Here is a 20,312-nt window from a genome sequence, read left to right as displayed (position 1 = left end):
GGCTGCGATCTTTTTGCCTGTCAGGCCGCTTCCGGCGCAGGCGCGCGGCGCACGTCCGGTTGCTTCCACGAATCGGCGGCGCCTTCTTCGATGGCTTGCTGGATGGCTTTCTTGCGCGCTTCTTCGGCACGGCGGCTGAAGAACCACACCAGGAATGTCACGATCGACACCGCCAGCAGAATCAGACTGGCCACCGCGTTGATCTCAGGCTTCACGCCCAGACGCACCGCCGAGAACACTTCCATCGGCAGCGTGGTCGAACCCGGGCCGGAAACGAAGCTCGCCAGTACCAGATCGTCCAGCGACAGAGCGAACGACATCATGCCGCCCGCTGCCAGCGACGGCGCGATCATCGGGATGGTGATCAGGAAGAACACCTTCCACGGCCGCGCGCCCAGATCCATCGCCGCCTCTTCGATCGACAGGTCCAGCTCACGCAGACGCGCCGACACCACCACCGCCACATACGCCGCACAGAACGTCGTGTGGGCGATCCAGATGGTGACGATGCCGCGCTCCTGCGGCCAGCCGATCATCTGCGCCATGGCCACGAACAGCAGCAACAGCGACAGACCGGTGATCACTTCCGGCATCACCAACGGTGCGGTGACCAGGCCACCGAACAGCGTGCGGCCCTTGAAGTGGGTGATGCGGGTCAGCACGAAGGCTGCCAGCGTACCCAGCGCCACCGCCGCCACCGCGGTGTAGCAGGCGATCTCCAGCGAACGCACCACCGAACCCATCAACTGGGTATTGTCGAGCAGGCCGACGTACCACTTGATCGACCAGCCGCCCCACACCGTCACCAGTTTCGAGGCGTTGAACGAGTAGATCACCAGGATCAGCATCGGCAGGTAGATGAACAACAGACCCAGAACCAGCATCAGGCTGGAGAAACGGATGCGTTTCATTCTTTGCCCTCCATTTCCTTGGCCTGACTGCGGTTGAACAGGATGATCGGCACAATCAGGATCGCCAGCATCACCACCGCCAGGGCGGACGCCACCGGCCAGTCACGGTTGTTGAAGAACTCTTGCCAGAGCACTTTACCGATCATCAGGGTTTCCGGGCCGCCGAGCAGTTCCGGGATCACGAACTCGCCGACCACCGGGATGAACACCAGCATGCAGCCGGCGATGATCCCGTTCTTGGACAGCGGAATAGTGATTTTCCAGAAGCTGTTGAAGGTGCTCGAACCGAGGTCGGAAGCCGCTTCCAGCAGGCTCTGGTCGTGCTTCACCAGGTTGGCGTACAGCGGCAGGATCATGAACGGCAGGTACGAATAAACCACGCCGATGTACACCGCCAGGTTGGTGTTGAGGATCTGCAGCGGCTCGTCGATAAAGCCCATGCTCATCAGGAAACCGTTGAGCAGGCCGTTGTTGCTGAGGATGCCCATCCACGCGTAAACGCGGATCAGGATCGCGGTCCAGGTCGGCATCATGATCAGCAGCACCAGCACCGTCTGCAGCTCTTTGCGGGCACTGGCGATGGCGTAGGCCATCGGGTAGCCGATCAGCAGACACAGCAGCGTGCTGAAAAACGCCATCTTCAGCGAGCCGAGGTAGGCGGCGATGTACAACTCGTCGTCGCCGAGCATCGCGTAGTTGCCCAGGTTCAGCAGCAGTTGCAGCTTCTGCTCGGCGAAGGTGTAGATCTCGGTGTACGGCGGGATGGCCACGTCGGCTTCAGCGAAGCTGATCTTCAGGACGATGAAGAACGGCAACATGAAGAACAGGAACAGCCAGATGAACGGAACCCCGATGACCAGTTGCCGGCCATTGGGAATTATTCGGTTGATCCGTCGTTTGAACTTGCGCATGTTCATGAGCGAAGTACCACGCCGCTGTCGTCTTCCCACCACACGTAAACCTGATCGCCCCAGGTCGGACGCTGGCCGCGACGTTCGGCGTTGGCAACGAACGACTGCACCAGCTTGCCGCTCGGCAATTCGACGTAGAACACCGAGTGCCCGCCGAGGTAGGCGATGTCATGCACCTTGCCGCTCGACCAGTTGTATTCGCAGGTCGGCATTTCGGCGGTGACCAGCAGCTTCTCCGGACGAATCGCGTAGGTCACGGATTTGTCCTGCACCGAGGTGCTGATGCCGTGGCCGACGTAGATCTGCCGGTCGAGGTCCTTGCAGGTGATAGTCGCGTGGCCTTCGGCGTCGTCGATCACTTCGCCTTCGAAGATGTTCACGTTGCCGATGAATTCGCAGACCAGACGGCTGGTCGGGGTTTCGTAGATGTCGATCGGGCTGCCGATCTGGGCGATCCAGCCCAGGTGCATGATCGCGATGCGCTCGGCCATGGTCATGGCCTCTTCCTGGTCGTGGGTCACCATCACGCAGGTCACGCCCACGCGCTCGATGATTTCCACCAGCTCCAGCTGCATCTGCGAACGCAGTTTCTTGTCCAGTGCGCCCATCGGCTCGTCGAGCAGCAGCAGCTTCGGCCGCTTGGCCAACGAGCGTGCCAGGGCCACACGCTGCCGCTGACCGCCGGACAGTTGATGCGGCTTGCGCTTGGCGTACTGGCTCATTTGCACCAGTTTGAGCATCTCGGCCACGCGCGCATCGATCTCGGCGTTGGGGATCTTGTCCTGCTTGAGGCCGAAGGCGATGTTCTGCGCCACGGTCATGTGCGGGAACAACGCGTACGACTGGAACATCATGTTGATCGGTCGCTCGTACGGCGGCATGTCGGTGATGTCGACGCCGTCGAGGAAAATGCGCCCCTCCGTGGGCCGTTCGAACCCTGCCAGCATCCGCAGCAGCGTGGATTTGCCCGATCCCGAACCGCCGAGCAGGGCGAAGATCTCGCCTTTCTTGATTTCCAGGGACACATCGTCCACGGCAATCGTCTCGTCGAACTTCTTCGTGACCCGGTCGATTTTGACCAGCACCTGCTTAGGTGTCTGGTCGCCCTCGAGGGCTTTCTTATAGGCGCCGGAGGCAACTGCCATTTACGAAACTCCCAGAAAAAAACAGTGCAGTTCGCCCTACGCGGACGAACCCAGGATAGTTTGTGCCTTACTTGCCCGACTTGACCTTGGTCCAGCTACGGGTCATCAAACGCTGAATGTTGGGTGGCAACTCGACCGACACGTAGGTCTTGTCGAGGACTGCCTGCGGTGGATAAACCGCTTCATCGGTGCGGATGGACTGTTCCATCAGCTTGTCCGACCCGGGGTTGGGGTTGGCGTAACCGACGTAATCACTGACCTGGGCGATCACCTCAGGTTTCAGCAAATAGTTGATGAAGGCGTGGGCCTCTTTGACGTTGGACGAGTCCTTCGGAATCGCCAGCATGTCGAACCACAGCGCGCCGCCCTCTTTCGGAATCGAGTAGGCGATGGTCACGCCCTTCTTGGCTTCTTCGGCACGGTGTTTGGCCTGGAAGATATCGCCGGAGAAACCGATGGCCACGCAAATATCGCCGTTGGCCAGATCACCGATGTATTTCGAAGAGTGGAAGTAGGTCACGTACGGGCGCACGGCCAGCAATTTGTCGGTGGCCTTGGCGTAGTCCTTCGGATTGGTGCTGTTGGCGTTCAGGCCCATGTAGTTGAGCACGGTCGGCATCATTTCATCCGCCGAGTCGAGGAACGCCACGCCGCAACTGTGCAGCTTCTTGATGTTCTCCGGTTCGAACAGCACGCTCCAGGAGTCGATCTTGTCGATGCCGAGCACCGCTTTGACTTTCTCGACGTTGTAGCCGATGCCGTTGGTGCCCCACAGGTATGGCACGGCGTACTGGTTGCCCGGGTCGTTCTGCTCCAGACGCTTGAGCAGCACCGGATCGAGATTCGAGTAGTTCGGCAACTGCGACCTGTCGAGCTTCTGGAACGCGCCCGCCTTGATCTGCTTGCCGAGGAAATGGTTCGACGGCACGACCACGTCGTAACCGGTACGCCCGGCCAGCAGCTTGCCTTCCAGGGTTTCGTTGGAGTCGAACACGTCGTACACCGGTTTGATCCCGGTGGCTTTCTCGAAGTCGGCCAGGGTGGTCTCGCCGATGTAATCCGACCAGTTATAAATATGCACCGTACCGGCGGCCTGGGCTCCGACAGCGATCGTCAGGCCGGCAGTGGCCAGCAGGGCTTTGCGCAAAGAAGAAAAAATAGGCAAGTGGAGGTCCTCTAAATTAGTTGGGCCCAAGTTGCCCCGCGTTACATGACAGCCATGGCTGCCCGGCAACCAAACCGGCGCGCAACTTACCCTCGAAAAACCGTTCCTGCAAAACTTCCTGTCATTTAATTGATCCGCTGGCCGCCGTCGCGGCGACGACGGCCAGTGGTTGTTGCTTCAAACCGGCTTATTTACCGGATTTGATCTTGGTCCAGCTGCGGGTCATTTCACGCTGGGTAGCGGCCGGCAGATCGGCGATCGCATACAGCTTGGCCTGCACGTCGGCTGGCGGGTAGATGCCCGGGTCGCTGGTGATGTCTTTGTTCACCAGCGGCGTTGCAGCGGCGTTACCGTTCGGGAAACGTACAGCGTTGGTGATGCCGGCCATGACTTCAGGCTTCTGCAGGAAGGTCATGAACTTGTAGGCGCCTTCGACGTTTTCGGCATCTTTAGGGATGGCGACCATGTCGAAGAAGCTGCCAGCGCCTTCCTTCGGAATGGCGTAGCTGACTTTGACCTTGTCACCGGCCTCGGCGGCACGGGACTTGGCCTGCTGCACGTCACCCGAGTAGCCGACCGCTACGCAGATGTTGCCGTTGGCCAGGTCCGAGATGTACTTGGAGGAGTGGAAGTAGGTGATCGAAGGACGAATCTTGAGGAACAGGTCCTCGGCTTTCTTGATGTCTTCTTTCTTCTGGGTGTCGGTAGGCAGGCCCAGGTAGTGCAGCGCGACCGGAAGCATTTCGGTCGGCGAGTCGAGGAAGCTCACGCCGCAGCTCTTGAGCTTGGCGATGTTTTCCGGCTTGAGCAGCACGTCCCACGAGTCGATGGTGTCGACGCCCAGCGCAGCCTTGACCTTCTCCGGGTTGTAACCGATGCCGATCGAACCCCACATGTACGGGAAGGCGTGCTTGTTGCCCGGGTCGCTGACCGACACGGCCTTGAGCAGGTCCTGGTTCAGGTTCTTCCAGTTAGGCAGCTTGGACTGGTCCAGTTCCTGATAAACACCAGCCTTGATCTGCTTGGCCAGGAAGTTGTTCGACGGCACGACCACGTCATAACCGGACTTGCCCGCCAGCAGCTTGGCTTCCAGGGTTTCGTTGCTGTCGAATACGTCGTAGACGACCTTGATCCCGGATTCTTTCTCGAAGTTGGCGATGGTGTCCGGCGCGATGTAGTCGGACCAGTTGTAGACGTGCAGTACCTTGTCATCCGCCTGAACCGCACCCGCCATCATGCCCGCAACGGACAAAGCGAGAAGAGTCTTGCCAGCAAGCTTTTTACCTAATGCCTTCATGCGTCATGCTCCAAATTTTTCTTTTTTGAACCACTTTGTTCAGCGGCCGAACCCGGACAACTGGAACTGCGGCTAGTCTGGCAAGATCGGAGGCGGTCTTTCAAGAAAAGGCCAACCTTTCTGACACCTTCGAGCGAGAGCGCCGCAGCTCCCCCGCTCGAAGCCTAGCACTTAGGCCTGCAACGCACTGAGGGTCAGATCCAGGCATTTACGTGCCTTGGTCACCAGCTCATCGATCTCCGCCTTGCTGATCACCAGCGGCGGCGCAATGATCATGGTGTCGCCCACGGCGCGCATGATCAGGCCGTTATCGAAGCAGAACTGCCGGCAGATCATGCCCACGCCCCGACCTTCGTAACGCTTGCGAGTGGCCTTGTCCTGCACCAGCTCGATCGCCCCCAGCAGACCAACGCCGCGCACTTCGCCCACCAACGGGTGGTCGTTGAGTTCGCGCAGACGTTTCTGCAAATACGGTGCCGTTTCGTTGTGCGCGTTCTCGATAATTTTCTCGTCGCGCAGAATCCGGATGTTTTCCAGACCCACCGCCGCCGCCACCGGGTGCCCGGAGTAGGTGAAGCCGTGGTTGAAATCGCCGCCCTCGTTGAGCACCTTCACCACTTCGTCACGGACGATCAGGCCACCCATCGGGATGTAGCCTGAGGTCAGGCCTTTGGCGATGGTCATCATGTCCGGCTTCAGGTCGTAGAAATCTGAACCGAACCACTCGCCGGTTCGGCCGAAACCGCAGATCACCTCGTCAGCGACGAACAGGATGTCGTACTTGGCGAGAATTTCCTTGATGCGCGGCCAGTAGGTGTCCGGCGGAATGATCACGCCGCCGGCGCCCTGAATCGGCTCGGCAATAAAGGCGCCGACGTTATCCACGCCGACTTCGAGAATTTTCTCTTCCAGCTGATTGGCCGCCCAGATGCCGAACTCTTCCGGCGACATGTCGCCGCCCTCGGCGAACCAGTAAGGCTGCGCGATGTGGACGATGCCCGGAATCGGCAAGTCGCCCTGCTCGTGCATATAGGTCATGCCACCCAGGCTAGCGCCGGCCACGGTGGAACCGTGATAACCGTTCTTGCGGCTGATGATGACTTTCTTGTTCGGCTGGCCCTTGATCGCCCAGTAGTGGCGAACCATGCGCAGCATGGTGTCGTTGCCTTCGGAGCCGGAACCGGTGAAGAACACGTGGTTCATGCCTTCCGGCGCCACGTCGGCAATGGCCTTGGCCAGTTCCAGCGCCGGTGGGTGCGCGGTCTGGAAGAACAGGTTGTAGTAAGGCAGTTCGCGCATCTGCTTCGCGGCGGCGTCAGCCAGCTCATCGCGGCCATAACCGATCGCCACGCACCACAGACCCGCCATGCCATCGAGGATCTTGTTGCCCTCGCTGTCCCACAGGTACACGCCCTTGGCGTTGGTGATGATCCGTGGACCCTTCTCTTTCAGCTGCTTGAAGTCGCTGAACGGGGCCAGGTGGTGATCGCTGCTCAGGGCTTGCCACTCACGGGTTTGCGGGTTATTGCTGGTCATGCCAATTCTCCTTGTTATCGGTGAAGGCGCGGCTGCTGCCAGCCGCGCCCGGCGTATCAGACGGCGAAGAGCAGGTACTCACGCTCCCAGGAACTGATTACGCGCTTGAAGTTTTCATGCTCGGCCCGCTTGACCGCGACGTAGCCGGTGATGAAGGTCTTGCCCAGGTACTTCTCGATGGTCGCACTGTTCTCCATACGCTCCAGCGCATCCTCGATGGTCAGCGGCAGGCGCAGGTTGCGGCGTTCATAGCCACGGCCAACGACTGGCGCGCTCGGATTGAGGCCTTCGACCATGCCGATGTAACCGCAGAGCAGGCTCGCGGCAATCGCCAGGTACGGGTTGGCGTCGGCACCCGGCAGACGGTTTTCCACGCGGCGGTTCTGCGGGCCGGCATCCGGTACGCGCAGGCCCACGGTGCGGTTCTCTTCGCCCCACTCCACGTTCACCGGCGCCGAAGTGTCCGGCAGGAAGCGGCGGAACGAGTTGACGTTCGGGGCGAACAGCGGGAGCAGTTCCGGGATCAGTTTCTGCAGGCCACCGATGTGGTGCAGGAACAGCTGGCTCATGGTCCCGTCTTCATTGGAGAACACGTTCTTGCCGGTCTCGATGTCGATGATGCTCTGGTGCAGGTGCATCGCACTGCCCGGCTCGCCGGTCATCGGCTTGGCCATGAAGGTCGCGGCCACGTCGTGCTTGAGTGCGGCTTCGCGCATGGTGCGTTTGAACACCAGGATCTGGTCGGCCAGCGACAGCGCGTCACCGTGACGGAAGTTGATTTCCATCTGCGCCGTGCCGTCTTCGTGGATCAGCGTGTCGAGGTCCAGTTCCTGCAGTTCACACCAGTCGTAGACGTCTTCGAACAGCGGGTCGAATTCGTTCGCCGCTTCAATGGAAAACGACTGACGCCCGATCTCCGGACGACCCGAGCGGCCGATTGGCGGCTGCAGCGGATAGTCAGGGTCGTCACTGCGCTTGGTCAGGTAGAACTCCATCTCAGGCGCCACGATCGGCTGCCAGCCCTTGTCGGCATAGAGTTTGAGGACTTTCTTGAGGACGTTGCGCGGCGACAGCTCGATCGGGTTGCCTTGCTTATCGTAGGTGTCGTGGATCACCTGGGCGGTTGGCTCGATGGCCCATGGCACCAGATACACGGCGTTCTGGTCGGGGCGGCAGATCATGTCGATGTCGGCCGGGTCGAGCAGTTCGTAATAGATGTCGTCTTCGACGTAGTCGCCGGTCACGGTCTGCAACAGAACGCTTTCCGGCAGGCGCATGCCCTTCTCGGCGATGAATTTGTTGGTCGGCGAGATCTTGCCCCGGGTGATACCGGTCAAGTCGCCGATCATGCATTCGACTTCTGTGATCTTGTGGTCTTTCAACCAATCGGTGAGCTGGTCGAGGTTGTTACTCATAAATGCCTCTGGGCTGAGTCTCCTGACATCGTGTCAGGCAAAGTTTGACGCCGTGGCGTCGCGTTAAAGGGGGCTTGCTTGCGCGCAGTGCCGGCTTACGCCTGGCACCGCGCATAGACAATGAAAGAGGAGCTTACCTGCCCTTTACGCTGGCGTTGCATTTCCTGTGCACATTCAATACGTGCAGAATCACGAGCACGGCTGGAGAAGCGGCACAGGTTTTGAGACTCAAAGGGATCTATATTGGAAGGGGACGCCATAAACAGAATGCTTTGTCGTACGTCCAGAATAACGGACGCTGCCGTTCTGGCTGCTGCCGACGAGAATATCGTCGACGGGCCGCAAGCCTTGCGGGCTGCACTACGGACGGATTTGTCGCCACTGATGTGTTGAGCATGCAGACCGGACTGTTGCGAGCAGTCGGTGATGCCGATTAACGGCAGGCGAGACATGAAGCACCCCGGTATTATTGCTGTTATGGGTTTGATCGGAGCTTAGCCTTGTTCATTTTTTTACACAACACCCCCGTAAAAAATACAACACGGCCTGCTCAAGCCCGCGGGTGCCAAGCGTCCCAAGGACAAAAAACTGCCCCAAAGTGCCCCATAAATGCACTTGCAGCGCTTTTTTAGGGCAAAAAAGGCCTCGCTTGACTTCGGCAGGCCGTTCGGGTTGACTGAAACCAGAAAAGATCAATGATTGATATTTTTAACAACAAAGGTGTTGCATCATGTCGGTACCCCCGCGTGCCGTTCAGCTTAACGAAGCGAACGCGTTCCTTAAGGAACATCCTGAGGTTCTGTACGTTGACCTTCTGATTGCGGATATGAATGGTGTGGTGCGCGGCAAGCGCATCGAACGCACCAGCCTCCACAAGGTTTACGAGAAAGGCATCAACCTGCCGGCCTCCCTATTTGCTCTGGATATCAATGGCTCTACGGTGGAAAGCACCGGCCTGGGTCTGGACATCGGCGACGCCGACCGGATCTGCTATCCAATCCCCGATACCCTGTGCAACGAGCCATGGCAGAAGCGCCCTACCGCGCAACTGCTGATGACCATGCACGAACTCGAAGGCGACCCGTTCTTCGCCGATCCGCGCGAAGTGCTCCGTCAAGTTGTTGCAAAGTTTGACGAACTGGGCCTGACCATCTGCGCAGCCTTCGAGCTGGAGTTCTACCTGATCGACCAGGAAAACGTGAACGGCCGCCCTCAGCCGCCACGTTCACCGATCTCCGGCAAACGCCCGCACTCGACTCAGGTCTACCTGATCGACGACCTCGACGAATACGTCGACTGCCTCCAGGACATTCTGGAAGGCGCCAAAGAGCAAGGCATCCCGGCCGACGCCATCGTCAAGGAAAGTGCCCCGGCGCAGTTCGAAGTGAACCTGCACCACGTCGCCGACCCGATCAAGGCGTGCGACTACGCGGTACTGCTCAAGCGTCTGATCAAGAACATCGCCTACGACCATGAAATGGACACCACCTTCATGGCCAAGCCTTACCCGGGCCAGGCGGGTAACGGTCTGCATGTCCACATCTCGGTGCTCGACAAAGATGGCAAGAACATCTTTGCAAGCGAGGATCCCGAGCAGAACGCCGCGCTGCGTCACGCGATCGGCGGTGTGCTCGAGACCCTGCCGGCGCAGATGGCTTTCCTCTGCCCGAACGTCAACTCGTACCGTCGCTTCGGCGCGCAGTTCTATGTACCGAACTCGCCGTGCTGGGGCCTGGACAACCGCACCGTGGCGATCCGCGTACCGACCGGTTCTGCCGATGCCGTGCGTATCGAACATCGCGTGGCCGGTGCCGACGCCAACCCGTATCTGCTGATGGCTTCGGTCCTGGCTGGTGTGCATCACGGTCTGGTGAACAAGATCGAACCGGGCGCTCCGGTCGAAGGCAACAGCTACGAGCAGAACGAACAAAGCCTGCCGAACAACTTGCGCGATGCCCTGCGCGAGCTGGACGACAGCGAGGTGATGGCCAAGTACATCGATCCGAAATACATCGATATCTTCGTCGCCTGCAAGGAAAGCGAGCTGGAGGAGTTCGAACACTCCATCTCCGACCTTGAGTACAACTGGTACCTGCATACCGTTTAAGCGGATTGCAGGAATAAAAAGCGCTGCCGGCCATTTCAGCCCGCAGCGTTTTTTTATGGCAGAACACAAACCCCTGTGTTTGGTGTGAATGGCCGCCTGCGGCGGATCGCTGGCAAGCCAGCTCCCACAGGTTCTTCGTCGAACATAAATTCCGAGTACACAAACATTCCTTGTGGGAGCTGGCTTGCCAGCGATGGCGTCCGGGCAGACAACATCGAACCCGGCTCGTACAATGCCCGCTGCCCCGCAGGAGACTTCCATGACGCGTCCCGCCCCCGTCCGCAAACCCCGTGCCCGCAGCCAGGCGCGAATCGATTCGATACTCGACGCCGCGCGCACGCTGCTGGCCGCCGAGGGGGTGGCCAGTCTGTCGATCTACAGCGTCGCCGAACGCGCGCAGATTCCGCCGTCCTCCGTGTACCACTTCTTCGCCAGCGTCCCGGCGCTGCTCGAAGCATTGACCGCCGATGTGCACGCGGCGTTTCGCGCCTGCCTGCAGGCACCGATCGACCACGAAGCGCTGCAAGACTGGCGCGACCTCTCGCGACTGATCGAGCAACGCATGCTGGAGATCTACGACGAAGACGCCGCCGCCCGCCAGTTGATCCTCGCCCAGCACGGCCTGACCGAAGTGACCCAGGCCGACCGGCAGCACGACATCGAACTGGGCGACCTGATGCACAAGCTGTTCGACCATCACTTCGAATTGCCGCGCCTGCCAAGCGATGTCGACGTGTTTGCGCTGGCGATGGAACTGGGCGACCGCGTGTATGCACGCTCGGTGCAGCAGTACGGGCAGATCACGCCGCGCATGGCCGAGGAAGGGATGCGGGTGTTTGATGCCTATCTCGGGTTGTATCTGCCGCCTTATCTACCCAAGAGACATCTGGTGAGCTGAATGGCCTCATCGCTGGCAAGCCAGCTCCCACAAGGAGCTTCTGTGTATGCAGATTTGGTGACCGACAGATAACCTGTGGGAGCTGGCTTGCCAGCGATGGCCGCGACACCATCCTCAGCTGATGCAGATAACAAAAAACCCCGAAGGGCTCACGCCTTTCGGGGTTTGTTTTTATCCACAGGCTTACAACTTGGCGATCGACACCTCGGTGGATTTCACAAAGGCGATCACCTCGCTGCCCACCGCCAGTTCCAGCTCCTTGACCGAGCGGGTGGTGATCACCGAAGTGACGATGCCGGAGGCGGTCTGCACGTCGATTTCCGACAGCACGTCGCCGAGAACGATCTCCTTGATCGAGCCTTTGAACTGGTTGCGCACGTTGATGGCTTTGATAGTCATGGCTTTGATTCCTGTCGTTGATAAAGCTTGAGTTATTGCGCCCAACGCAATTGCGTAGGCAGGGGTGAAACAGGTTCCGGCTCCGGCGGTTCGCCGGGCAGGGACAGAACACGGTTGAGCACTTCGGTTTCCAGCGCCGCCAGTCGATGCGAGCCACGTACTCGCGGGCGTGGCAGTTCCACTTGCAGGTCGAGGCCGACTTCGCCGTCCTCGATCAGAATCACCCGGTCGGCAATCGCCACCGCTTCGCTGACGTCATGAGTCACCAGCAGCACGGTGAAGCCATGCTTTTGCCAGAGTCGTTCGATCAGTTGCTGCATCTCGATCCGGGTCAGCGCATCCAGCGCACCCAGCGGCTCGTCGAGCAGCAGCAGGCGTGGTTGGTGAATCAGCGCCCGGGCCAGCGCCACACGCTGCTTCTGCCCACCGGACAAGGCTGCCGGCCACTCGTTGGCGCGATCCGCCAGGCCCACTGCTTCCAGCGCTTCCAGTGCTTGCGGGCGCCAGTTGCCCTTTAGACCGAGTCCGACGTTGTCGATGATCTTTTTCCACGGCAGCAGCCGGGCTTCCTGGAACATCAACCGGGTGTCTTCCCGCGCATCGCTCAGCGGTGCAGCACCGGCCAGCAGCTCGCCGCCAGTCGGTTGATCGAGGCCGGCGAGCAAGCGCAGGAAGGTGCTCTTGCCGCACCCGCTGCGCCCGACCACGGCGACGAATTGCCCCGCCGGAATGTGCAGGTCGATGTCACGCAACACCTGCCGCGCACCGAAGGTTTTCTGCAGGTTGCGCACCACCAGCGGAATCCCGCGCAGCAGGCGTGGAGGTTGTTGAGCGGTCATGCCGCACCTCCCCTGGCCACCTGATAGGCCGGATGCCAGCGCAACCACACACGCTCAAGGCCACGGGCCGCGAGATCAGCAAGCTTGCCGAGCACCGCGTAAAGCAGGATCGCCAGCACCACCACATCGGTCTGCAAAAACTCCCGGGCATTCATCGCCAGATAGCCGATGCCGGAGCTGGCGGAGATGGTTTCGGCAACGATCAGCGTCAGCCACATGAAGCCCAGCGCAAAGCGCACACCGACCAGAATCGAAGGCAGCGCGCCCGGCAGAATCACCTGCCAGAACAGGCTGAAACCGCTCAAGCCATAACTGCGCGCCATTTCCACCAGCGCCGGATCGACGTTGCGGATGCCGTGATAGGTGTTGAGGTAGATCGGAAACAACGTGCCCAGCGCCACCAGGAAAATCTTCGCCGACTCGTCGATGCCGAACCACAGAATCACCAGCGGAATCAGCGCCAGGTGCGGCACGTTGCGGATCATCTGCACCGAGCTGTCGAGCAGGCGTTCGCCCCACTTCGACAGGCCAGTGATGAAGCCCAGCACCAGACCGATGCTGCCGCCGATGGTGAAGCCCAGCGCCGCGCGCCAGCCGCTGATTGCCAGGTGGGTCCAGATCTCGCCGCTGCGCACCAGACTGACACCGGCCTCGATCACCGCCACCGGTGCCGGCAGGATCCGCGTCGACAACCAGCCGGCCGACACCGACAACTGCCACACCGCCAGCAGGAGCACCGGCAACGCCCAGGGCGCGAGGCTGTGGATAAATTTTTTCATGGCGCGCCTCAGCTCTGCGACGCGGCTTTGGGAAGAATGTCGTTGGCCACCATCTCGCCAAACGGGCTGACGTAACCTGCACTTTTCGGCAGCTCCGGACGTTCGATGTCGAGGTGCGGGAACAGCAGTTCAGCGACGCGGTACGACTCTTCGAGGTGTGGATAACCGGAGAAGATGAAGGTGTCGATACCCAGATCCGCGTACTCCTTCACGCGAGCGGCCACGGTCGGGCCATCGCCGACCAGCGCCGTACCCGCACCACCGCGCACCAGACCGACGCCGGCCCACAGATTCGGGCTGACTTCGAGGTTGTCGCGACTTCCGCCATGCAGCGCGGCCATGCGTTGTTGGCCGACCGAATCGAAGCGCGCCAGCGAGGCCTGCGCACGTTTGATGGTGTCGTCGTCCAGATGCGAGATCAGCCGGTCTGCCGCTTGCCAGGCTTCGGCGTTGGTTTCGCGCACGATCACGTGCAGACGAATGCCGAAGCGCACAGTGCGTCCGAGCTTGGCGGCTTTGGCACGAACCTGTTCGATCTTCTCGGCCACCGCGGCTGGCGGTTCGCCCCAGGTCAGCACCATCTCGACCTGTTCGGCGGCCAGATCCTGCGCCGCTTCGGAGGAGCCGCCGAAGTACAGCGGCGGACGCGGTTGCTGGATCGGCGGATAGAGCAGCTTGGCGCCCTTCACGCTGATGTGTTCGCCGTCGTAATCGACGGTTTCGCCTTCCAGCACCCGACGCCAGATGCGAGTGAATTCCACCGAGGCTTGATAACGCTCTTCGTGGTTGAGGAACAGACCATCACCGGCCAGCTCTTCCGGGTCACCGCCGGTCACCAGGTTGAACAGCGCACGGCCGCCGGACAGACGATCCAGCGTCGCTGCCTGCCGCGCCGCCACCGTCGGGGAAATGATCCCGGGGCGCAGGGCGACAAGGAATTTCAGACGCTGGGTCACCGGGATCAGCGACGCGGCGACCAGCCACGAGTCTTCGCAGGAACGGCCGGTGGGAATCAGCACGCCGCCAAAGCCCAGACGATCCGCCGCTTGCGCGACCTGTTGCAGATAACCGTGGTCAACGGCGCGTGCGCCTTCAGCGGTGCCAAGGTAATGGCCGTCGCCGTGGGTAGGCAGGAACCAGAAGATGTTGAGGCTCATGGAGTGGTCTCCTTGGGGATTCGATTTACTGGGCTTGGGTAACCGAGCTTTGGGCCACAGCGGCCGGTGGGGTCCAGATCACATCCTTGATGCTCAACGGCTTGGGAATCAGCTTGAGCTGGTAGAAGGTGTCGGCGATTTTCTGTTGTGCGGCGACCACGTCCGGGGTCAGGAACAGCGCACCGTAGCCCTGGCGTTTCACCGAGGTCAGGGTGATGTCCGCCGGCAGCCCGAGCAGTGGCGCGACCTGCTGGGTCACGTCTTCAGGATTGGCTTTGGACCACTCACCGACAGCACGCACTTCTTCGACGAGGGTCTTGATCACCTCGGGATTTTTCTGCGCGTAAGGTTTAGTCGCGAGATAGAACTGGTGGTTGTCGACGATGCCTTTGCCGTCACGCAGGGTGTGCGCCTGCAGCTGTTGCTCGGCAGCGGCCTGGTACGGATCCCAGATGACCCAGGCATCGACGCTGCCACGCTCGAACGCAGCGCGGGCATCGGCGGGCGGCAGGAATACGGTCTGGATATCGGCGTATTTGAGGCCGGCATCTTCCAGTGCGCGCACCAGCAGGTAGTGCACGTTGGAGCCTTTGTTCAGGGCGACTTTCTTGCCCTTGAGATCCGCCACCGATTTGATCGGTGAGTCCTTCGGTACGAGGATCGCTTCGCTGTTCGGCGCTGGCGGTTCGTAGGCGACGTAGAGCAGATCAGCGCCCGCCGCTTGGGCAAACACTGGCGGAGTCTCACCGGTCACGCCGAAGTCGATCGAGCCGACGTTCAAGCCTTCGAGCAGTTGCGGGCCGCCGGGGAATTCAGTCCATTGCACGTCCACGCCTTGCGCGGCCAGACGTTTTTCGAGAGTGCCTTTGGCTTTGAGCAGCACCAGCGTGCCGTACTTCTGATAACCGATCCGTAAAGTCTCGGCCTGAACTTGAGTAATGGCGCCGAAGGACACAGCCGCAGCAAACAGAGCGACCAGACCACGACGCAAAAATACAGTGCGCATAGCGCTCTCCTTTTTTGCTGTTGGGTTGTGGCTGCACCTGCTTGGCCGTTGACGGCTGAGTAAGGTGAGTACTTCAAATTCCGGTGAGGCTTAAGTGCTCCAGCGAGCACTCAACAAACGTTCATTCAACAGGCCCGGCTCCAGCGGTTTCGGCCGGCGGGCCATGGCGCTGACAAACTGATCCAGCGCTTCATGCAGACGCTGCTCCAGCGCTGGCGCCAACTGCGCCGCGGCACTGCCTTCGCCGTAAGCGATCTGGCTGTCCTCGGCGAAAATGCCTTGCAGCATCTCCTGGGCTTTCAATGCCGACAGCACCGGTTTGAGCGCGTAATCGACCACCAGCATGTGGGCGATGCTGCCGCCGGTGGCCATCGGCAGAACGATCTTGTGGTTCAAGGCGCGTTCGGGCAGCAGATCGAGCACGGTCTTCAGCGCCCCGGAAAACGACGCCTTGTACACCGGTGTGGCGATCAGCAGACCGTCGGCATTTTCAATCTGCGCCAGCAGGTCGAGCACTTTCGGGCTGTCGAAGCGGGCATGCAGCAGGTCTTCGGCCGGGAAGTCCCGCACCTGATAACTCACCACTTCCACCCCCTGCTCCTGCAACCAGCGTTGCGAGCGCTCGAGCAACACTCCTGAGCGGGAGCGCTGGCTGGGACTGCCACCGAGTGAGACGACCAGCATTCAGACAATTCCTTGCGCGTTACAGGCGATTCGCGGGCTGCGATCTCGCGTCGATGGAGTGACCTTACCAGTTGATTTATATATCCATAAATCATATTTATTCATTTGGTTATGCGTTTAAGAGATATGCGATCTGCTTTGTTGCGGGCAAAAAAACAGGCCGTGAAAACGGCCTGAAATCCCCTGCTTAGTGGTTTTGCGTTGAACGGACTGGCGCTATCGCGAGCAGGCTCACTCCTACAGGGGAACGCATTTCAAATGTAGGAGTGAGCCTGCTCGCGATGACGGTGGTGGCTACGCCGCCAATCTCACTGATTCACTTGTTCGGCTGCGGCGTCAGGCGCAGGTATGGCTTGACCGCGCGATAGCCTTTGGGGAAGCGCCGCTTGATTTCTTCTTCGTCCTTGAGCGACGGCACGATCACCACCTCCTCACCGTCCTGCCAGTTGGCCGGGGTGGCCACCTTGTAGTTGTCGGTGAGCTGCAGCGAATCGATCACCCGCAGGATCTCGTGAAAGTTGCGCCCGGTGCTCGCCGGGTAGGTGATGGTCAGGCGAATCTTCTTGTTCGGATCGATCACGAACAGCGAGCGCACGGTCAGCGTGTCATTGGCGTTCGGATGGATCAGGTCATAGAGGTCGGAAACCTTGCGATCGGCATCGGCCAGGATCGGGAAGTTGACGATCGTGTTCTGGGTTTCGTTGATGTCTTCGATCCACTTGTGGTGCGAGTCCACCGGGTCAACCGACAGCGCGATGGCTTTCACGCCACGCTTGGCGAACTCATCCTTGAGCTTGGCGGTGAAGCCCAGCTCGGTGGTGCACACCGGGGTGAAGTCGGCCGGGTGGGAGAACAGCACGCCCCAGCTATCGCCCAGCCACTCGTGGAAACGAATCTTGCCGGCGCTGGAATCCTGTTCGAAGTCGGGGGCGATGTCGCCGAGTCTGAGGCTCATGGTGCTGCTCCTGATGAGTTGTTGGAGAACTCAACTGTAGCTCGGGATTTCACATCATGAAAAAGAATAAATAAGAAGACATCTAGAATCTAAAGGAATATTAAACATCGTTCACTGGACGCTCGCCGGCATCGCGACGAACATCGCCCCCAAGGTTCGAGAAGGCCTTGAGTAGCTGCAAAAGAGGGGAATTCCGGGACAGGCTTACGGGGGTGAGTCTGACCCGGAAATGCAAAAGCCCCGTCCGGCACGGTGCCGGACGGGGCTTTTTTACATCAACCGCTTGAGCGCGCTATTACAGCAGCGGGATCGAGTAGCTGACGATCAGGCGGTTTTCGTCCTGGGAACGGGTGTTCGCCAGATCGGTACGCCACATCGCGTTTTTCCAGGCAACGCCGAGGTTCTTCAGCGGACCTTCCGGAATCACGTAACCGATGGTCAGGTCACGTTCCCACTCGGTTTTTTCGCCCAGCGGAGTGTCGATGTTGTTGCCACGCAGATAAATCAGGTTGGCGGTCAGGCCAGGAACGCCGATCTTGGCGAAGTCGTAGCCGTAGCGAGCCTGCCAGGTGCGCTCGCCAGCACGGGCGAACTTCTGGATCTGCATGTCGGTGATGGTGCTGTTGGACGAGCCGTCACCCTGGTTCAGCCAAGGGAAGTCGCTGTCGCCTTTGGTGTACTGGTAGCCGGCACCGAAGGTGTGACCTTCAACCGAGTACAGGGCCAGGTAGCTGTACAGATCGTTGTCGACTTTGCCCTTGGTGGTAGTGCCACCGTAGTAACCGCTGGTGTAGTAGGCAGCGGTATCGCCGTTGGCACCGTTGTCACGGCTGCGGTAGTAACGCAGGTCGCTTTTCAGCACGCCCGGGCCGATTGCCCAGTTGTGCACCAGACCCAGGAAGTTCTGCGAGTAGAAGTCCTTCAGCTCGCCGTAGTAGTACGAAGCGGTCAGGTCTTTGGTGACCTTGTAGTCAGCACCACCGTAGTAGAACTTGTTGCTGAACACGCCTCTGTCGTAGTTCGAGCTGGCGTTTGCGCCGGCGATCGACATGTTCTCGTTGTTGCTCGAGTTACGACCTTTCACGGCCTCAACCTGACCGGCAGTCAGGGTCAGATCCTTGAACTCGTTCGAGGTGATTGCTTCACCCTGGAAGGTTTGCGGCAGCAGACGACCGTCGTTGTACTTGATGACCGGGTTGTTCGGCATCAGGGTACCGACCTTCAGTTCGGTCTGGGAGATCTTGACCTTGCCGGTCACGCCCAGGCTGGCGAAGTCATGCACTGCACGGTTGCCATCGCTTGGGAACACGGTGCCGCCGGAAGCGGTACCTGCGGAGTTGCCGCTGGTAGCCGGGCTGGAATCCAGACGCACGCCGTACAGGCCGATCGCGTCAACACCGAACTGCACGGTGCCTTGGGTATAGCCGGAGATGAAACGCAGATCGAAGCCTTGGCCCCACTCTTCGTTCTTGTTCGCGCCAGCGCCATCGCGGTTGTCAGTGTTGATGTAGAAGTTGCGCAGGCCCAGAGTGGCCTTGCTGTCTTCGATGAAACCGGCGGCGCCTGCCTGCTGCGCCATAACCCCTACGGCCACAGCCAGGGCCAAGGTGGACTTGTTCATGTAAAGCTCCTCTCGTTTCTAATTCTTGTGTTCCTGGTCCTGGTCGAATGCCCGGATCCGTAGGTTCGCGATTAGCGCCAGAGCGTGACTGACAAGTCAATCGTAACCTTGTGTGTCTACGACCAAGGTCTAATCGCAGTATTTGGGTCCCTGCACAGTACTGACTTTCCTGATAACCCCAAAAAGAATTATTTCATTCTTTTTTATACCATTTGGGTATATGGCCCAGTAATGGCCACCTGCAGCGCAACACAGGATATCGGCTACTAAGCTAATTACTAAATGGTATTTGTTCGCCTATTTTTAGATCGATTAGCGTTGACGTATTCGAATCACGTCAAACCCTATCCAAAAGGCGACGCCATCATGGCCAAACGGGCACTATCTAGTCAATTTGTTACAGTTTGTGTATCGGCGATAATTTCTTTTTCCGCTCAAGCCGCCAACCTCACGATTGGCTATCAAACCGGTATCGACCCGAGCAAAGTTCCTCAGGCCGACGGCACTTACGAAACGACCATCGGCCAGAAGATCGACTGGCGACGCTTCAATAGTGGCCCGGAAGTTGTGACAGCCATTGCATCGGGCGACGTACAGATCGGCAACCTCGGCTCCAGCCCTTTGGCAGCCGCCGCTTCACGCAATCTGCCGATCGTCGCCTTCATTGTTTCGGCGCAGATCAATGCCGCCGAAGCCTTGGTGGTGCGCAATGGCAGCGGGATCAACACCCCGCAGGATCTGGTCGGCAAGACCATCGCCACGCCCTTCGTTTCCACCTCCCACTACAGTCTGCTCGGCGCTCTCAAGCACTGGGGCCTGGACACCTCGAAAGTCAAAGTGGTGAATCTGCAACCGGCGGAAATCGCCGCAGCCTGGAAGCGAGGGGATATCGATGGCGCGTTTGTCTGGTCGCCAGCACTGGGTGAAATCCGCAAGACCGGCAAGACCCTGACCGATGCCGCTCAAGTCGGCCAATGGGGCGCGCCAACATTTGAAGTCTGGGTTGCGCGCAAGGATTTCGCCGAGAAGCACCCTGAGGTGGTAGCCAAATTTGCCAAGGTCACTCTAGACGCGTTTGCCGATTACGCCAGCCATAAAGACAGCTGGACGGCCGACTCGGCGCCGGTGCAGAAAATCGCCAAATTGACCGGTGCCAACGCCGCTGATGTACCGGAGCTGCTGGCCGGCTCGGCCTTCCCCGATGCCAAGGCACAGCAAACCACCGCACTGCTGGACGGCGGCACGGCGAAGGCGATTGGTGAGACGGCAAAGTTTTTGAAGGAACAGGGCAAGGTCGAGACGGTGCTGCCGGACTATTCGCCGTACGTCAGTGCGAAGTTTGTACCTGAATAAAGATACATATGTGGCGAGGGAGCTTGCTCCCGCTGGAGGCCGAAGGACTCCCAATTCCGGCAAACACCGGTTTGGGGCCGCTTCGCAGCCCAGCGGGAGCAAGCTCCCTCACCACAAGAATCCCTCGGTAATCT

At 59.8% G+C, this 20,312-nt stretch carries 19 protein-coding genes; 3 read left to right on the top strand and 16 right to left on the bottom strand.

Features of this window, described 5'->3' with window-relative positions:
- Positions 1 to 20 precede the first annotated feature (20 nt).
- From PMI25_RS10515 to PMI25_RS28755, 8 genes are all read right to left on the bottom strand, one after another.
- Entirely contained in the window at positions 21 to 911 is an 891-nt protein-coding gene (locus tag PMI25_RS10515) for an ABC transporter permease subunit (protein ID WP_007968003.1), read from the bottom strand.
- On the bottom strand, positions 908 to 1,789 hold the full coding sequence (locus PMI25_RS10510) for an ABC transporter permease subunit (protein ID WP_171061891.1): 882 nt from the start codon (positions 1,787 to 1,789) through the stop codon (positions 908 to 910). Before PMI25_RS10510 ends, PMI25_RS10515 begins: the two co-directional genes overlap by 4 nt.
- 35 nt (positions 1,790 to 1,824) lie before the next feature.
- Positions 1,825 to 2,967, bottom strand: a complete 1,143-nt coding sequence (locus PMI25_RS10505) for an ABC transporter ATP-binding protein (protein ID WP_003229245.1) — start codon at positions 2,965 to 2,967, stop codon at positions 1,825 to 1,827.
- Positions 2,968 to 3,034: 67 nt separating this feature from the next.
- Complete coding sequence (locus tag PMI25_RS10500) at positions 3,035 to 4,132, bottom strand: polyamine ABC transporter substrate-binding protein (RefSeq protein WP_007967999.1); 1,098 nt, start codon at positions 4,130 to 4,132, stop codon at positions 3,035 to 3,037.
- Positions 4,133 to 4,319: 187 nt separating this feature from the next.
- Positions 4,320 to 5,429: a polyamine ABC transporter substrate-binding protein gene (locus PMI25_RS10495; RefSeq protein WP_007967997.1), complete on the bottom strand. Its 1,110-nt coding sequence runs from the start codon at positions 5,427 to 5,429 to the stop codon at positions 4,320 to 4,322.
- Positions 5,430 to 5,600: 171 nt separating this feature from the next.
- Complete coding sequence (locus PMI25_RS10490; protein WP_007967995.1) at positions 5,601 to 6,965, bottom strand: aspartate aminotransferase family protein; 1,365 nt, start codon at positions 6,963 to 6,965, stop codon at positions 5,601 to 5,603.
- 56 nt (positions 6,966 to 7,021) lie between these two features.
- A complete protein-coding gene (locus PMI25_RS10485) occupies positions 7,022 to 8,380 on the bottom strand; it encodes a glutamine synthetase family protein (RefSeq protein WP_007967993.1) in 1,359 nt (452 codons plus the stop codon).
- Between the two features lie 95 nt (positions 8,381 to 8,475).
- Positions 8,476 to 8,832 (bottom strand): glutamine amidotransferase, encoded by a 357-nt coding sequence (locus tag PMI25_RS28755; RefSeq protein ID WP_150113620.1) that lies wholly within the window; start codon positions 8,830 to 8,832, stop codon positions 8,476 to 8,478.
- Between the two features lie 278 nt (positions 8,833 to 9,110).
- Between PMI25_RS28755 and PMI25_RS10480 the strand changes: the two genes are divergently transcribed.
- Together PMI25_RS10480 and PMI25_RS10475 are read left to right on the top strand one after the other, a co-directional pair.
- Positions 9,111 to 10,487, top strand: a complete 1,377-nt coding sequence (locus PMI25_RS10480) for a glutamine synthetase family protein (RefSeq protein ID WP_003229254.1) — start codon at positions 9,111 to 9,113, stop codon at positions 10,485 to 10,487.
- A gap of 259 nt (positions 10,488 to 10,746) precedes the next feature.
- Positions 10,747 to 11,385 (top strand): TetR/AcrR family transcriptional regulator, encoded by a 639-nt coding sequence (locus PMI25_RS10475; protein WP_007967991.1) that lies wholly within the window; start codon positions 10,747 to 10,749, stop codon positions 11,383 to 11,385.
- Between the two features lie 183 nt (positions 11,386 to 11,568).
- Here the strand turns inward: PMI25_RS10475 and PMI25_RS10470 are convergent, their stop codons facing one another.
- The 8 genes from PMI25_RS10470 to PMI25_RS10435 form a co-directional block, all read right to left on the bottom strand.
- Positions 11,569 to 11,784, bottom strand: coding sequence for a TOBE domain-containing protein (locus PMI25_RS10470; protein ID WP_007967989.1), 216 nt, complete (start codon positions 11,782 to 11,784; stop codon positions 11,569 to 11,571).
- 32 nt (positions 11,785 to 11,816) lie between these two features.
- Positions 11,817 to 12,623: an aliphatic sulfonates ABC transporter ATP-binding protein gene (gene ssuB / locus PMI25_RS10465; protein ID WP_007967987.1), complete on the bottom strand. Its 807-nt coding sequence runs from the start codon at positions 12,621 to 12,623 to the stop codon at positions 11,817 to 11,819.
- Complete coding sequence (gene ssuC / locus PMI25_RS10460; protein WP_007967985.1) at positions 12,620 to 13,402, bottom strand: aliphatic sulfonate ABC transporter permease SsuC; 783 nt, start codon at positions 13,400 to 13,402, stop codon at positions 12,620 to 12,622. The genes ssuB and ssuC overlap by 4 nt, the downstream gene beginning before the upstream one ends.
- A gap of 8 nt (positions 13,403 to 13,410) precedes the next feature.
- Positions 13,411 to 14,559: an FMNH2-dependent alkanesulfonate monooxygenase gene (gene ssuD, locus PMI25_RS10455; RefSeq protein ID WP_003229262.1), complete on the bottom strand. Its 1,149-nt coding sequence runs from the start codon at positions 14,557 to 14,559 to the stop codon at positions 13,411 to 13,413.
- A 25-nt stretch (positions 14,560 to 14,584) separates the two neighbouring features.
- Positions 14,585 to 15,565: a sulfonate ABC transporter substrate-binding protein gene (locus PMI25_RS10450; protein ID WP_007967983.1), complete on the bottom strand. Its 981-nt coding sequence runs from the start codon at positions 15,563 to 15,565 to the stop codon at positions 14,585 to 14,587.
- A gap of 90 nt (positions 15,566 to 15,655) precedes the next feature.
- Positions 15,656 to 16,249: an NADPH-dependent FMN reductase gene (gene ssuE / locus PMI25_RS10445; RefSeq protein WP_007967982.1), complete on the bottom strand. Its 594-nt coding sequence runs from the start codon at positions 16,247 to 16,249 to the stop codon at positions 15,656 to 15,658.
- 316 nt (positions 16,250 to 16,565) lie between these two features.
- The gene (locus PMI25_RS10440) at positions 16,566 to 17,204 is read right to left on the bottom strand and encodes a peroxiredoxin (RefSeq protein WP_007967980.1); all 639 of its coding nucleotides are present in this window, start codon (positions 17,202 to 17,204) and stop codon (positions 16,566 to 16,568) included.
- Positions 17,205 to 17,499: 295 nt separating this feature from the next.
- Positions 17,500 to 18,825 carry an OprD family porin gene (locus PMI25_RS10435; protein WP_007967978.1) on the bottom strand — a complete coding sequence of 442 codons (1,326 nt, stop codon included), beginning with the start codon at positions 18,823 to 18,825 and terminating at the stop codon, positions 17,500 to 17,502.
- 366 nt (positions 18,826 to 19,191) lie between these two features.
- Here PMI25_RS10435 and tauA point away from each other — a divergent pair, with 366 nt between their 5' ends.
- Positions 19,192 to 20,178, top strand: a complete 987-nt coding sequence (gene tauA, locus PMI25_RS10430; protein WP_007967976.1) for a taurine ABC transporter substrate-binding protein — start codon at positions 19,192 to 19,194, stop codon at positions 20,176 to 20,178.
- Positions 20,179 to 20,312 lie beyond the last annotated feature (134 nt).

It is taken from the genome of Pseudomonas sp. GM30, assembly GCF_000282275.2.
Taxonomy (GTDB): domain Bacteria; phylum Pseudomonadota; class Gammaproteobacteria; order Pseudomonadales; family Pseudomonadaceae; genus Aquipseudomonas.
The sequence above is the reverse complement of the archived record's forward strand: the minus strand, read 5'-3'. Positions and strand labels throughout refer to the sequence as shown.

Coding starts and splice junctions, on each gene's coding strand:
- ssuE (WP_007967982.1), bottom strand. CDS start 16,249: ATGCTGGTCGTCTCACTCGGTGGCAGTCCCAGCCAGCGCTCCCGCTCA.
- PMI25_RS10435 (WP_007967978.1), bottom strand. CDS start 18,825: ATGAACAAGTCCACCTTGGCCCTGGCTGTGGCCGTAGGGGTTATGGCG.
- PMI25_RS10450 (WP_007967983.1), bottom strand. CDS start 15,565: ATGCGCACTGTATTTTTGCGTCGTGGTCTGGTCGCTCTGTTTGCTGCG.
- PMI25_RS10505 (WP_003229245.1), bottom strand. CDS start 2,967: ATGGCAGTTGCCTCCGGCGCCTATAAGAAAGCCCTCGAGGGCGACCAG.
- ssuC (WP_007967985.1), bottom strand. CDS start 13,402: ATGAAAAAATTTATCCACAGCCTCGCGCCCTGGGCGTTGCCGGTGCTC.
- PMI25_RS28755 (WP_150113620.1), bottom strand. CDS start 8,832: ATGTCTCGCCTGCCGTTAATCGGCATCACCGACTGCTCGCAACAGTCC.
- PMI25_RS10470 (WP_007967989.1), bottom strand. CDS start 11,784: ATGACTATCAAAGCCATCAACGTGCGCAACCAGTTCAAAGGCTCGATC.
- PMI25_RS10515 (WP_007968003.1), bottom strand. CDS start 911: ATGAAACGCATCCGTTTCTCCAGCCTGATGCTGGTTCTGGGTCTGTTG.
- ssuD (WP_003229262.1), bottom strand. CDS start 14,559: ATGAGCCTCAACATCTTCTGGTTCCTGCCTACCCACGGCGACGGCCAT.
- tauA (WP_007967976.1), top strand. CDS start 19,192: ATGGCCAAACGGGCACTATCTAGTCAATTTGTTACAGTTTGTGTATCG.
- PMI25_RS10490 (WP_007967995.1), bottom strand. CDS start 6,965: ATGACCAGCAATAACCCGCAAACCCGTGAGTGGCAAGCCCTGAGCAGC.
- PMI25_RS10485 (WP_007967993.1), bottom strand. CDS start 8,380: ATGAGTAACAACCTCGACCAGCTCACCGATTGGTTGAAAGACCACAAG.
- PMI25_RS10495 (WP_007967997.1), bottom strand. CDS start 5,429: ATGAAGGCATTAGGTAAAAAGCTTGCTGGCAAGACTCTTCTCGCTTTG.
- PMI25_RS10480 (WP_003229254.1), top strand. CDS start 9,111: ATGTCGGTACCCCCGCGTGCCGTTCAGCTTAACGAAGCGAACGCGTTC.
- PMI25_RS10475 (WP_007967991.1), top strand. CDS start 10,747: ATGACGCGTCCCGCCCCCGTCCGCAAACCCCGTGCCCGCAGCCAGGCG.
- ssuB (WP_007967987.1), bottom strand. CDS start 12,623: ATGACCGCTCAACAACCTCCACGCCTGCTGCGCGGGATTCCGCTGGTG.
- PMI25_RS10440 (WP_007967980.1), bottom strand. CDS start 17,204: ATGAGCCTCAGACTCGGCGACATCGCCCCCGACTTCGAACAGGATTCC.